This is a genomic window from Desulfosporomusa polytropa (genome assembly GCF_055380075.1).
Genome location: NZ_AP042400.1, coordinates 986,131 through 998,643 on the forward strand (window position 1 = coordinate 986,131; position 12,513 = coordinate 998,643).

The following is a 12,513-nucleotide window of genomic DNA, read 5'->3' on the forward strand; positions in this document are numbered from 1 at the left end:
TCTACATTGAGTTATAGAGGAGGCCGGTCATGGAACCTATCGAAAAACAGGAAAGTCCGGATTTTGTACAGACAAGTTTGGCTGGCGCGATGGCGCTAGGATTGGAACCGGGAAGTTTTTATCGTAATGCCTATCCGGGAAGTTTAAATTTACTTATGACCTATCAGGACGGCTGCCGGGCAAATTGCAGTTACTGTGGTTTAGCTAGGGAACGCAAGGCAGAGCCAGACGAAAATACCTTTATTAGAGTGAAATGGCCAGTGTATAAATTGTCTACTATTATTGATATTTTAGTCAAGCCACAGCAGGAAATAGCGGCTAAAGTGCAACGGTTAGGCCGCATTTGTATATCAATGATTACCCATCCCCAGGCACCGAGCGACTGCGTGAGTATTGTCAGGAGGCTTAGCAGCGCATCAAACTTACCAATCAGTGTGCTAGTGTCGCCGACAGTAGTATCTGATGCCGGGATGTTTTTTCAGGAGTTAAAGACGGCAGGCGCAGATTGTGTAGGCGTAGCCATTGATGCTGCTACACCGGCACTATTTGCAGCTGTGCGCGGACCAGCCGTAGGTGGACCACATCGTTGGGAAACCTACTGGGCGGCAGTAAAACAAGCTGTCAGGGTATTTGGGCGAGATCATGTCAGTGTACATTTGATTGTCGGTTTGGGAGAAACTGAGCAGGCCATGGTCGAGACCATCAGTCAAGCTAGTGCTAAGGGTGCTCAGGTGCATCTATTTTCCTTTTGTCCCGAACCAGGTAGTTCACTCAGTAACCACAAGCCGCCGTCTTATGGTCAGTATCGGCGTATCCAATTAGCGGCATACCTATTTAACAACAAACAGGTAACGCTTGGTGAATTCAAATTTGATTCCAAAGGTAAAATTGTGGACTTTGGTCAGCCACTGGAGGAGTTACTGGGGGACGACCTGGCCCAGGGGAAACCGTTTATGACATCTGGTTGTCCTAACCGGGAAGGTTGTGTAGCCTGCAACCGTCCGTACGGTAATGAGCGTCCTGGTCCTAATTTGCGTAATTATCCTTTTCTGCCAGAAAAACAGGATATGAATATGGTTAAAGGACAGATTTGGCATGACTAAAATCGCTTTTTATGCTCCAGGTTCACGGCATTATGACAATGGTTTATTCGAAAATAGCGCCCATTCGTTTGTTAATATTAGTATTACCGGAACCCAGTGTCAATGCAACTGTGAACACTGCCAGGGGCGACTATTAAAAAACATGTTATCAGTGACCGAGCCGGAATTACTGATTAGCTTGGCTGCGGATTTGCGTAACCGCGGTTGTCGTGGCGTGCTAGTTAGCGGCGGTGCCGGCAGTGACGGCAGTGTACCGTTACTGCCATTTGTCGGCGCGTTAAAAGAAATGACTGCTATGGGCCTCTCAGTAGTAGTTCATCCGGGGTTATTGACGACTGAAACAGCTGAATTGTTAGCACAAGCAAACATAACACGGGTAGCCCTTGATTTAATTGGGGATGGTGATACGATTCGCGATGTTTATCATTTGCAGCGTACACCAAAAGACTATCATAACAGCTTACGGATAGCGCGGCAGGCAGGCCTGAAAGTCTCGCCCCATATTGTCATTGGACTTCATTTTGGCCAAATTCGCGGTGAATATCAAGCCTTACAGATGGTGGCAGCAGAAGGGGCTGCAAGTTTGGTGCTGGTAATCCTAAATCCCCTGCAGAGTACGCCCATGAGCGAGGTTGTACCGCCGCCAGCAGCGGCAGTAGCGGAGATATTTACTACTGCCAGGCGGCTGTTACCTAACACGCCAATAGCATTAGGCTGTGCACGTCCCCCAGGCCTGTATTCCCGCACAATAGAACGCTTGGCAGTGGACGCCGGACTTAACGCGATTGCGTATCCCACACGTGAAACTGTTGATTACGTGCAGTCACTGGGCTATGATATCAACTATTTGGAAACGTGTTGCGGCATTGTCGCTGATTAGTTTAGCTTATATTGGTATGAACTTGTAGCAGGAGGAGATTTTAGTGATGCAGGATCATAGGCTTAGGACGCAGCTGATGGAGATTGGTATCCATCCGGAAGAGATGAAGGATATTACTGTTGTAGGGAATTGGTGTAACGACGGAGTTTCAGAGATAACCTTACCAGATCTTTTTCAGCAAGCAGTCATTCCCCTGTTGCTGCCGTACTGCGCGAAAAAAGTGGACTGCAAGTTTCGTTATACAGAGGGGTGTGGACGCTGCGGACAATGCGATATTGGTGAGGCATTTACACTTGCAGAGGAATATGGCATGGAGCCGATTACGATCCAGAACTATGAAATGCTGGAAGAAAAGTTAAAAATGTTAAAAAAGATCGGCAGTAAGGTTTTTTTCGGCACCTGTTGTGAACGTTTTTGGACCAAACATTGTCAGGATTTTGAACGAATTGGCTTGCCCGGAATACTTATTAATGTGGATAATTCTACATGCTATGAAGCTGGAACAGATAAAAAAGCTTACAAAGGTAAGTTTGAAAATCAGATCCGACTAAAACATGAATTTATACGGCGAGTAGTAAGTGGCATAAAAACTCTTCTTTACCCCTAGCGTAACTGCCAGTATTGAAGAAATAACTAGTTTGACCGAGCAGCTCTACAATTTGGCAAATGAATTATAAAGTATAATATAAGTGTGGAGAGCAAGCAGGGGCTATGCTGAAGTTATAATTTCAGCACAGCCCCTTATTCAGTGGAATAGAGATTATTTTTGTAATTTCAAAGGCCAGCTGGCGAAATACACTGTGTATATTAACAATACACAGTTAAATAAGTCCATAAATAGTAACGGATTGCCGCCAAAGCTCTTGGTGACTGGTGCTTCTTGCAGTACAAAGCCAAACCATCTGGTGTAGATATAAAAAACTAGTATACCTACCGCGAAGGCGATAATGGTTCGAATTATTAACCTGGTAGACAAACTGCCGGCTGTCGGCCAGCTTTGGAAGCATAAGAGCATGGCAAGCTCTACTCCCGCTATGCATACTCCTAATTGTGCCGGCCACAGTGTAATACCATCGCCCAAAGCTTTTTGAGCATCTACCGGAATTAAAAAAAATTGCAATAGGTACATAAAGAAGTAAAATACAATAGTACCGCCCAAAAAGTTACCGAACAATGAGGCAATTGCTTTAGCAGCCCGCGAACTGAATATTGTCCAGGGCCAGTTTTCCCATAGTAGAGCGGAAGTCAACCAAAACACTACAACCGAGTAAAACCAGCCAACAACAGTAGGTAAAGGAAGGAGTGGCTGAATTTTGCTTGCATAAGCCGCCAGAGTTGGATACATCAGCAGAAAGTAAAGTACTCCGGTAATAAAGGTACCGACAAAAATCTCAATTATTCCTACATAGGGTTGTTTGATACCGATATCTTTCCACGGCCAGTGATCCATATTATTAGACTGTACGCCGTAACCGTAAAAGCCAAATAAAACAATCATCGCTATAGCAGTCCAGCCGGTACCGCCTGGTGCAGTGCTGAAGGTCGGAATTACGCTGCCGTAGCCACTTAGGGTATTTACAATAATAACATCTAAGATCAGCGTGACAAGAAGGGCCAATATTCCAGCCTGTGGCTGCGGCAATTTGGTGAACGGCCATGATTCACCGCAAAATCCTAAAAATACAATACATAGTACCGCCCAAAACAAATAGGCTCCGAACATTCCGGGAAACAGTGTTTCGATATCAAGTCCCCACAAAAACCATATGGCTAAACTTAAAACCAGGATTATGATCGTATTGCTTATTCCATAAGTAAAAGTTCCTAGTTCAAATGAACTCTTTTTTTCCTCCACCCGAGTGACCTCCTTTTGGATTTACTATTCTCGTCATCGGCAACAGGGCTTCTACTTAGCAAACAAGGATGTAGTTGTCATAAGTATCCCTCCTTTTTTCTAAATTTAATGTCTGAATTATTAGACAAAAAACCTTACCTGTGACTTTAATGCAAGTACCATGCCAGTAATTTCCAAACCTTAAACCCGTTGAATTTTCTGTTAGGAGGCTGGTTAGTGCTCTGGTTTATACCAAAGGCAGGATGTTGTGGTGCTGTGGCCTTTTAAGCTGTTCCATGAATATTGGTTTTAGGATGAAATGTTGCAATGTGTAGTATTGATTATGGGTTTGCATGAAGACACTTTGCAAATTATCGAAACACTTTGCTACAAGCCAGGTTGTAGCGTTGCTTTTCCAATCTAAACAAAATGCTTCAATTTCGCAGACTTGTTTAAATCGTACGATAATTCAAAATATTGGCATGCTTTTTGCAATAAATAATGGTGTGGTGATAGCGTTTAATAATAAAGGGGGATCTTTTCGATGAAAGCAGCAGTATGGTATGCCAAAAAAGATGTTCGGGTTATGGATATTCCAGAACCGCCAAGCCCCAAAGAAGGTTGGGTCAAAGTTAAGGTAGAGTGGTGTGGGATTTGTGGCTCAGATCTACACGAATATTTGGCTGGCCCAATTTTCATTCCAGTAGATAAACCGCATGCCTTGACTGGAGACACAGCACCGATAGTTCTTGGTCATGAATTTTCCGGGCAAGTAGTAGAGATCGGTCCTGGCGTTACGAATGTTAAAGTCGGTGATAGGGTTGCTCCTGATGCTTGTCAAGTATGTTGGGAATGCCCGCGCTGCAAAGAGAATCGATACAGCCTATGCGAGAAACTTGCTTTTACCGGACTAATGACTGATGGTGCTTTTGCCGAGTATGTAAATGTTCCTGCGTATACAATGTATAAAATCCCCAATGAAATGTCTTATGAAACAGCCGCTCTGGTTGAACCGCTAGCTGTAGCCATTCACGCCGTGCGCCGCGCACCGGTCATGATCGGTGAAACTGTAGTTGTTGTTGGTGCAGGGACTATTGGCATGGGGGCTATTATGGCCGCAAAGGCCGCTGGTGCCTGCCAAATTTATTGTATCGAAGTAGCCAAGGCCCGGAAAGAGCTTGCTCTACAGGTAGGTGCCAATGAAGTTCTGGATCCTACGCAAATTGACGTAGTGGCTAAAGTCAAGGAACTTACCCATGGTGGCGCCGATGTTGTGCTTGACTGTGTAGGCAGTGATAAAGCAACCCCTACTGCCATTGAATGCGCACGATCAGCTGGTAAGGTAGTTATTGTAGGTATTTATGAAAGAGAAACTGCTTTGAATTTTAATGCGTTGTCCTTCACTGAAAAAGATGTAAAAGGCTGTTTGGGATATTATGGCGAGTTTGCTCCTGCTATCCAACTTATATCAGATGGCAGAATAAATGTTGAGCCGATGATTACCGGTAAGATAAGTATTGACGATATTATTGAAAAGGGTTTTGAGGAACTGGTAAACCGGAAAGAACAGAATATTAAGATTATAGTTAGACCTTACTAACACCCGGATTGAGTGAACTCGTTTCAGCATAGCTGAAACATTGGGGATTCAGGTGGAGAGTCTACTCCACCTGAATTAACGCCGCCTGTAGAGTCGGGAGTCTTGACTCGCGTACTAAGATAAATGCCTTACAGTTCAAAGCCCCGAACTGTAAGGCATTTGTCTGCTGGAATTATTATCTTCAGCAAAGTTCTATGTAAAGTGGTAAAATTATAGTAGAAAATTGCTTCAGGCCGCGGGGCGAAATGGCTATCGAGGGGGAGTGAACAGTAACAATGACTACAGTAAGATTGACTGAACTTATTGATTTGTCCTTTCTCCAGGAATTTCAAGATAACTTTGCCTTAAGTGTCGGTATGGGCAGCTTAACTGAGGATAATGACGGTAATGCGATAACCCGCCCAAGCCATTTTTGTGAGTTCTGTACAAATATCATGAGGTCGACCCAGGTTGGGCGAAGGCGCTGTCAGGAGATTGATATGATGGGGATAGCAGAAGCAATCCGTACGGGAAGGCCTGCTGTGTACCATTGTCACGCTGGTTTGATTGATTTTGTCGCTCCTATTATATTGGATGGAATCTCAATTGGCGCAATATTTGGGGGACAAATCTTGACGGCAGCTCCTAATGAAGAACAATGCCTAAAAATTGCTAACGAAATCGGCGTGAACCCGGATAAATATATAACTGAAATTAAAAAAATCCCAGTTATTCAAGAAGAAAAGATTCAGGCAGCAGCTAATGTTCTTTTTTCTGTAGCTAATACGATATCAAAGTATGCTTACCAGACTTTGAAAATACGGGAAAAGAACCGGGAAATAGTATTGGCTTATAACCGCATGGATAACATTTTCAATACTATGTCAGATGGGGTCATAATAATTGATGATAAAGGAATTATCAGGCAAGTAAATCTGGTAGTTGAAGAAATTTTCGGTAAGCCAGGTTCGGCTCTGCTCAATAAGTCTGTAAAAGAATTAGCTGGCAGCGAGGCATCCTTTGTTGAAGGTGTTTTTGAGCGTCAGGAAGCTTATAATGATATTGAAATTTTTATTGATGCAAGTTTAGGACGACTGCACTGCATGTCCTCTGGTCGGCCAATCTTTGATGATCAGGGAATGTTAGCAGGGGGAGTTATTTTACTGCGCTCCATAAAAAAGGTGCATAATCTAATTAACCGCTTAAGCGGTGCTCAGGCTGCTTTCCGACTTAGTGACATTATCGGGCAAAGTTCGGCAATCTTGAAGACTATTCAAACGGCCTCCCAAGCTGCTAGTTGTATGTCTAACGTGCTTATCGAAGGGGAAAGTGGTACAGGAAAAGAGGTTTTTGCGCAAGCAATTCATAATCAGAGTGCACGGCGAAAAGGTCCCTTTGTAGCTGTTAACTGTGGCGCTATCCCCAGAGAATTGATCGGGAGCGAATTATTCGGCTATGCGGATGGCGCTTTTACCGGAGCAAAACGTGGCGGGAGACCGGGAAAATTCGAATTTGCGTCAGGTGGGACCCTCTTCCTCGACGAGATAGGGGACATGCCTCTGGAGCTGCAAGTCACTTTACTCAGAGTACTACAAGAACGCAAACTAACTAGAATAGGTGATAATAAGCTTATCCCAATTGATTTACGAATCATTTGCGCTACTAATAAAAACTTAGCGCATGAGGTCGAACAGGGTAATTTTCGCCAAGACCTATATTACCGGTTAAATGTTATTTCTATCCAAATTCCGCCGTTACGGGAACGACGGGAGGATATACTGCTTATTTTTAATTCCATCCTTACGAAAATGGCAAATGAATTGGGACGGACTATTAAAGTTGATGCTGAAGTATACCTGTTGCTCGAACAATATGACTGGCCAGGCAATGTTCGTGAATTACAAAATATTGCAGAAAGGGCAATAAACGTAATTGAAGGTGATATAATTCGGCTGGAGCATTTACCAGAGCTTATTATCGATAATAAAGGCATAAGTATTCCGACTTCCACCACAGCAAAACCAGTTAATTTTCGTGAGCCAGTAAAAATGAAGCACAATCTAAGTGAGCAAGAAAGACAGCAGATAATTGACCTACTTTTTAAATCCAAAGGGAATGTTAGTTATGTTGCTAAGATAATGGGCGTTGCCCGTAGCACTATTTACCGGAAAATGCATCAGTATAATATTTTTCATTAGCAGGAGTTTGCGCCATATCTTCCGGAGTTTGATTAATTTCCAGATAGCAGGGCTTTACCGTAGCATTTCGACCCAAATATAGATAATAATAGAGCTATACTAAAAAAATATAGGAATTCCATTAAAAAACTATTGATATTATGTCAAAAGCATGGTAATATTAAAACTCGTCAGGGAGATAGTAAATAACACGGCCCAGTAGTTTAGCGGTTAGAATGCCGCCCTGTCACGGCGGAGGTCGTCGGTTCAAATCCGATCTGGGTCGCCATTCTTGACCTTCGACGTTCGATATACGACATTCGATAAGTAAGACGAAAATCGAACATCTAAGGTCGAAAGTCGAATATGCGGAAGTAGCTCAGCGGTAGAGCATCGCCTTGCCAAGGCGAGGGTCGCGAGTTCGAATCTCGTTTTCCGCTCCATCTAGGGGTATAGCTCAATTGGTAGAGTAGTGGTCTCCAAAACCATTGGTTGAGGGTTCAAGTCCTTCTGCCCCTGCCACATAAATGTAGAGACTACAAGGGTTTATATCCTTTGTAGTCTTTTTTATTTTACGAAATTTATGCGGTTGGATGTAGGTTTACGCCCACAGGAATGCTTGCAGTTGCCTTTAATTCCCATAAAATAGGAAAATTTAATTTTTAAAAAGAATCTTTCTTTCTTAAGAGGGATTTACAATATTGCGTTGAATATGTAAAATATGGAATAGTTCTTTGAAAATTAAGATCAGGAGGGGAATGTATGAATAGAAGGTTAGTGTCAATTTGTAAAAGGATTGAAAAACTGCGCTCTAAAATGCATAATCATGCCCTTGTTTTTGGGGTATCCCATCCGAAAGTGCTTAAAGCAAGTCAACTGCTAGATATGCAAATTAGTTTATATATGAAATTGTGCAAGAGTATATAAAGAGCCGAAAGGCTCTTTTGTTATAATATGGAAGCCCCTGCTGCACAAAAACACTGAGAAGTTAATCTCAGTGTTTTGTATGTTAGTTGTCAGCCAATTCCCGGTCTTTCACCTTCAATACTTCTTCCCGTAATGTCAACCAAATCGACTGGAATAACTCGTTATATCGCATAGTAGTTCTGATAGCGGCAATATCGCGGGGGCGGGGCAGGTCTACCGTTACAATTGACTTCACGGTGCCAGGATGTGCCGTCATAATTAAGATGCGGTCACTGAGGCAGAGAGCCTCATCAATGCTGTGGGTTATGAAAACAGTGGTTTTCTTGCTTACCTCCCAAATCCGTAGCAGTTCTTGCTGTAAAAGGATTCTGTTTTGCTCATCAAGGGCACCGAAGGGCTCATCCATTAGTAAAATTTCGGGGTCATTGGCAAAGGCGCGGGCGACACTTACCCGTTGTTTCATACCGCCGGAAAGCTGATGCGGATAGGTTTTGGTAAACTTAGTCAGGCCAATCATGCGAATATATTTCTCGGCAATTTGATACCGTTCTTTTTTAGAAATACCTCGCAGTTTTAGGCCATAGGCGACATTATCGATAACGGTTAGCCAGGGAAAGATAGATTGTTCCTGAAATACCATAGAGTTTACTGGTCGATTATCTGTTGTAACTTTGATACTAGTAGTACCACTTGAGGCTACATCCAGGCCAGCGAGAATGCGCAGCAGGGTAGTTTTGCCACAACCGCTGGGACCGACAATAGAAAAAAATTCGCCATCACCAATAGAAATATTGATGTCAGTCAGAGCGGTAACCTGACCACGGGCAGTAACAAAGGCCTTGCCAAGATGACGTAAAATAATGCTGGCGCTGTCGTAAGGCATGACTGCACCTCCTTTAGTGTTCCCTTAGCTGGGTTGTTTCCATGGAAGCACCAGGCGTTCCAGAAAGTCAAGCGCAAGGGCAAAGATATAACCAAGTACGGAAAGCGTAATCAGCGCCACAAACATCTGCTCAATATCAAACATGTCATAGGAGCGCCAGATCATCCAGCCTACACCAGCCTTGGCTGCTGACATCTCGGCGGCGACAATCAGGATGAGTGCCATACCCATTCCTAACTTTAGTCCGGCAAAAATCATCGGCAGGGCTCCCGGTAAGGCTACTGTGAGATAGAAGTCTTTACGGCTGGCACCAAAGTTTTGGGCCACTTCCAGATAGATTTTGTCAATGTTTAAAACCCCGGCCATCGTATTAATCACCACAAGATAAAACACGCCGATGGCAATGGTAAATATTTTGGAGGTTTCCCCGAGGCCAAAGATGAGGAGAATGAGCGGCATAAGGGCTAGCTTGGGAATAGGATAAGTAGCTGCGATCATGGGTTCGATAGCAGAGCGGACAAAAGGAGAAAGGCCCATACTCATGCCAAGTAGGATAGCCGGAATAGAACCGGCGACAAAGCCCGCGATAACTCGTAAAACACTTACCCAGGTGTTGTAGACAAGGTCTCCGGATAGAAGCAATGGGAAAAACGACTGTAAAATGAGCGAAGGGCTAGAGAGCAAGCGAGTGTCAACAAAACCTATATAGGCGGCTGCTTCCCAAAGCAGTAGCAGCGTCAACGGCGATAGGATAGAAATAGCTGTTTTCATTATTTACCAACTCCTGATGGTTGACATAGGGTTATTGATAGTTTCCCAAGGTTTTTACAGCAAAGTCTACATAGCGGTTATCGACAGCTTCTTCTAGTGTGATTTCCGATTTGAGTAAGTTATTTTCCTTGTACCAGGCTAAGTCAGCAGCTATGCCGTTCATCCGTAGGTAACCATCAGGATTTAAGCCTGTGGGAAACATTTTTTCATATAAAGCAGGGTCTTTGATTACCGACTGCTTACACAGTATCTCGATGACTTCGGCTTTGTTCTTATTTTTGAAGAAGGCGTCATTGTAGTCGCGCATGGCTTTTACATAGGCAGTCATAAAGCGGTTGGCGACATCAGGCCGGGTAGTCATGCTTGTGCCGTAGACTAATAGGGCAATTTGCGCATCAGGGTCATATTCAGACGGGTCTTTCCAAGGGTCAACAATCCCTTTGACTATGCCTTGCGTTACAAAAGGTTCGATGACCATAGCAGCATCAATGCTTTTGTTACCAAGCGATACAAGCATATCGGGAAAGGCCCGGATGACTTGCATATCAATATCCTTAGTTGTCAAACCACCCTTAGCTAATACTCTGGCCAGACATATTTCATCAAGTGAGGCTGTACCAACAACTGCAATTTTTTTGCCGCGCAAGTCAGCAAAGTCTTTAACACTAGTGGCTAGGTCTTTTCGTATAACCAGGCGGTAATAGCCTTGTCCGGGTACATTAATTCCTTTATCGGCAACAATTTTAACAGGTATGTCACGGGACATAGCGTTTAATAGCCCAGAGGCCGTGACTGTGGCGCCTACATCCAACTGGCCTGCGGCTAGTTGATTAATCATTTCCTGGCCGGTATTAAATTGGATTGGTTCAATTTTAATGCCGACATCCTGGTAATAGCCTTTGGCCATACCAATAAGAATTCCAGCATCAGAAATAACTTGTTTCATACCAACCTTGATAACTGTTTCCTGTGGCAGTGCTGTGAGCCCAGGAGCCCAGGCCGGACCCTTAGCCGGAGCTACTTGTGTGGCCGGTGCCTGACTGCAGGCAGTAAGGAGTAACGAGATTACAAGTAGGATTGCCACTAATCCTCCCCAACGTCTTACCATGATTTTCCCTCCCTATTACTGACGGTTTGCTCTTACCAAGAAGTTACTTCATAGTATTCTGAACTTAGTTTTTGGTTACTTTGTTAGCAGGTTTTTTGTGTATGCTCACGAATATAGGTATAGAGGAATCGGAGGGCCAAAGTATGGAAAAAATTATTGAGCAAGTGGCAGAATGGGAGTTTTTAAAAAAATTCCCCCAAGAGATTTTTGGGTTTACTTTAATTAACGAATTAATGACTTGCGGTTCGCAATATCGTATTTTTACCTACAATAATCAACAAGCCCGCCGGAGTTTTACTGGTTTGTATGATGAAGCGACAAAAGATTTTCTGATTCGTATTGTCATTGGCTTAACGGAATTTTGTGACATAACTTTTTTCACACCGGACTTGGCAGCCTTTGAAAAAGTTTTGACAGAACGTATGGAAAAAACACTGCGGCAATTAGCGATTTTTGATCCTAGTTCTGTATGTACGCAAATTACTAGCAAGAAGGTTCTAGAATGGCCGTATAGTGCCAAACTGCCAGCACAGATAGCCGGTTTTACGCTTTTTATCAGTCCGGAAAAACCGATTAAAGCATTGAACGGTTCTTATGTTATAATGGATTATAGTGACTTTGCGGCCGAGAGTAATTTGACAATAAACTATAATATTTTTCGGGATGAATTTTTTGGCGAAATTCGGCTGAAACGGGTGCCGATCATGATAACTGCTTTTGATTCAAGGACATTGCCTGATCTTGAGACAAAGTTAAATGATAATTTGATTCCGACACTTGAAAATGTAAGGTTGAAATTATAGTAATAGGTGGAGTAGCAGTGGGGAGTGATTTCAATGTCAAGAGTTCTAGTATGTGATGATTCTGCGTTCATGCGGATGATGGTAAAAAACCTCTTAATAGGTATGGGACATGAGATTGTTGCGGAAGCCGGTGATGGCAAACAAGCAGTGCAGCTCTATCGTCAGTTTAAACCAGATTTGGTAACCATGGATATTACAATGCCAGTTATGGACGGAATCCAGGCGGTGAAGCATATTCACGAAGAGGACCCGTTAGCGCGTATTGTCATGGTAACTGCCATTGGGCAGAAGAGTATTATTTCAGATGCACTCAAAGCCGGGGCATCTGGCTTTGTCATTAAGCCCTTTGATCCTGAACAAGTGCAAGAAACCGTTAAGAAGGTACTTACTGAGCTTACTGAGTGAATGTGTTTGAGAAAAACACTTGACGCTTTTGCTATAGTAGGAT

The 12,513-nt window shown here is 43.4% G+C and carries 12 protein-coding genes and 3 tRNA genes; 11 read left to right on the top strand and 4 right to left on the bottom strand.

The features are described 5' to 3' along the window. Nucleotides 1-29 precede the first annotated feature (29 nt). From ACZ449_RS06450 to ACZ449_RS06460, 3 genes are read left to right on the top strand one after another with little or no spacing between them, the layout of a single operon-like run. Nucleotides 30-1,103 carry a radical SAM protein gene (locus ACZ449_RS06450; RefSeq protein WP_464260226.1) on the top strand — a complete coding sequence of 358 codons (1,074 nt, stop codon included), beginning with the start codon at nt 30-32 and terminating at the stop codon, nt 1,101-1,103. Then, nucleotides 1,096-1,983 carry a radical SAM protein gene (locus ACZ449_RS06455; RefSeq protein ID WP_464260227.1) on the top strand — a complete coding sequence of 296 codons (888 nt, stop codon included), beginning with the start codon at nt 1,096-1,098 and terminating at the stop codon, nt 1,981-1,983. Before ACZ449_RS06450 ends, ACZ449_RS06455 begins: the two co-directional genes overlap by 8 nt. Nucleotides 1,984-2,029: 46 nt before the next feature. Beyond that, entirely contained in the window at nt 2,030-2,590 is a 561-nt protein-coding gene (locus ACZ449_RS06460) for a DUF116 domain-containing protein (RefSeq protein ID WP_464261826.1), read from the top strand. A 153-nt stretch (nt 2,591-2,743) separates the two neighbouring features. Here ACZ449_RS06460 and ACZ449_RS06465 read toward each other — a convergent pair whose 3' ends face one another. Beyond that, complete coding sequence (locus ACZ449_RS06465; protein WP_464260228.1) at nt 2,744-3,838, bottom strand: hypothetical protein; 1,095 nt, start codon at nt 3,836-3,838, stop codon at nt 2,744-2,746. A gap of 523 nt (nt 3,839-4,361) precedes the next feature. Between ACZ449_RS06465 and ACZ449_RS06470 the strand changes: the two genes are divergently transcribed. From ACZ449_RS06470 to ACZ449_RS06495, 6 genes are all read left to right on the top strand, one after another. Then, nucleotides 4,362-5,417 carry a 2,3-butanediol dehydrogenase gene (locus ACZ449_RS06470; RefSeq protein ID WP_464260229.1) on the top strand — a complete coding sequence of 352 codons (1,056 nt, stop codon included), beginning with the start codon at nt 4,362-4,364 and terminating at the stop codon, nt 5,415-5,417. Between the two features lie 275 nt (nt 5,418-5,692). Continuing rightward, entirely contained in the window at nt 5,693-7,594 is a 1,902-nt protein-coding gene (locus tag ACZ449_RS06475; protein ID WP_464260230.1) for a sigma 54-interacting transcriptional regulator, read from the top strand. Nucleotides 7,595-7,786: 192 nt separating this feature from the next. Next, a tRNA-Asp gene (locus ACZ449_RS06480) sits at nt 7,787-7,862 on the top strand. Between the two features lie 79 nt (nt 7,863-7,941). Next, a tRNA-Gly gene (locus ACZ449_RS06485) sits at nt 7,942-8,016 on the top strand. A gap of 3 nt (nt 8,017-8,019) precedes the next feature. After that, nucleotides 8,020-8,095: transfer RNA gene (locus ACZ449_RS06490), tRNA-Trp, on the top strand. A gap of 240 nt (nt 8,096-8,335) precedes the next feature. Continuing rightward, complete coding sequence (locus ACZ449_RS06495; RefSeq protein ID WP_464260231.1) at nt 8,336-8,500, top strand: Spo0E family sporulation regulatory protein-aspartic acid phosphatase; 165 nt, start codon at nt 8,336-8,338, stop codon at nt 8,498-8,500. Nucleotides 8,501-8,582: 82 nt separating this feature from the next. Here the strand turns inward: ACZ449_RS06495 and ACZ449_RS06500 are convergent, their stop codons facing one another. The 3 genes from ACZ449_RS06500 to ACZ449_RS06510 are packed head-to-tail and all read right to left on the bottom strand — an operon-like array spanning nt 8,583 to nt 11,262. Then, nucleotides 8,583-9,383, bottom strand: a complete 801-nt coding sequence (locus ACZ449_RS06500; RefSeq protein ID WP_464260232.1) for an ABC transporter ATP-binding protein — start codon at nt 9,381-9,383, stop codon at nt 8,583-8,585. Between the two features lie 24 nt (nt 9,384-9,407). Next, a complete protein-coding gene (locus ACZ449_RS06505) occupies nt 9,408-10,154 on the bottom strand; it encodes an ABC transporter permease (RefSeq protein ID WP_464260233.1) in 747 nt (248 codons plus the stop codon). A gap of 31 nt (nt 10,155-10,185) precedes the next feature. Beyond that, nucleotides 10,186-11,262, bottom strand: coding sequence for an ABC transporter substrate-binding protein (locus ACZ449_RS06510; protein WP_464260234.1), 1,077 nt, complete (start codon nt 11,260-11,262; stop codon nt 10,186-10,188). Between the two features lie 143 nt (nt 11,263-11,405). On the opposite strand from ACZ449_RS06510, the gene ACZ449_RS06515 reads away from it, so the two are divergent. Beyond that, nucleotides 11,406-12,065 (top strand): hypothetical protein, encoded by a 660-nt coding sequence (locus tag ACZ449_RS06515; RefSeq protein WP_464260235.1) that lies wholly within the window; start codon nt 11,406-11,408, stop codon nt 12,063-12,065. Between the two features lie 33 nt (nt 12,066-12,098). Continuing rightward, complete coding sequence (locus tag ACZ449_RS06520; protein ID WP_464260236.1) at nt 12,099-12,470, top strand: response regulator; 372 nt, start codon at nt 12,099-12,101, stop codon at nt 12,468-12,470. Nucleotides 12,471-12,513 lie beyond the last annotated feature (43 nt).

Bases quoted from the DNA above. Each gene is read 5' to 3' on its own strand.
- ACZ449_RS06450 (WP_464260226.1), top strand. From the start codon at position 30: ATGGAACCTATCGAAAAACAGGAAAGTCCGGATTTTGTACAGACAAGT.
- ACZ449_RS06455 (WP_464260227.1), top strand. From the start codon at position 1,096: ATGACTAAAATCGCTTTTTATGCTCCAGGTTCACGGCATTATGACAAT.
- ACZ449_RS06460 (WP_464261826.1), top strand. From the start codon at position 2,030: ATGCAGGATCATAGGCTTAGGACGCAGCTGATGGAGATTGGTATCCAT.
- ACZ449_RS06470 (WP_464260229.1), top strand. From the start codon at position 4,362: ATGAAAGCAGCAGTATGGTATGCCAAAAAAGATGTTCGGGTTATGGAT.
- ACZ449_RS06475 (WP_464260230.1), top strand. From the start codon at position 5,693: ATGACTACAGTAAGATTGACTGAACTTATTGATTTGTCCTTTCTCCAG.
- ACZ449_RS06495 (WP_464260231.1), top strand. From the start codon at position 8,336: ATGAATAGAAGGTTAGTGTCAATTTGTAAAAGGATTGAAAAACTGCGC.
- ACZ449_RS06500 (WP_464260232.1), bottom strand. From the start codon at position 9,383: ATGCCTTACGACAGCGCCAGCATTATTTTACGTCATCTTGGCAAGGCC.
- ACZ449_RS06505 (WP_464260233.1), bottom strand. From the start codon at position 10,154: ATGAAAACAGCTATTTCTATCCTATCGCCGTTGACGCTGCTACTGCTT.
- ACZ449_RS06510 (WP_464260234.1), bottom strand. From the start codon at position 11,262: ATGGTAAGACGTTGGGGAGGATTAGTGGCAATCCTACTTGTAATCTCG.
- ACZ449_RS06515 (WP_464260235.1), top strand. From the start codon at position 11,406: ATGGAAAAAATTATTGAGCAAGTGGCAGAATGGGAGTTTTTAAAAAAA.
- ACZ449_RS06520 (WP_464260236.1), top strand. From the start codon at position 12,099: ATGTCAAGAGTTCTAGTATGTGATGATTCTGCGTTCATGCGGATGATG.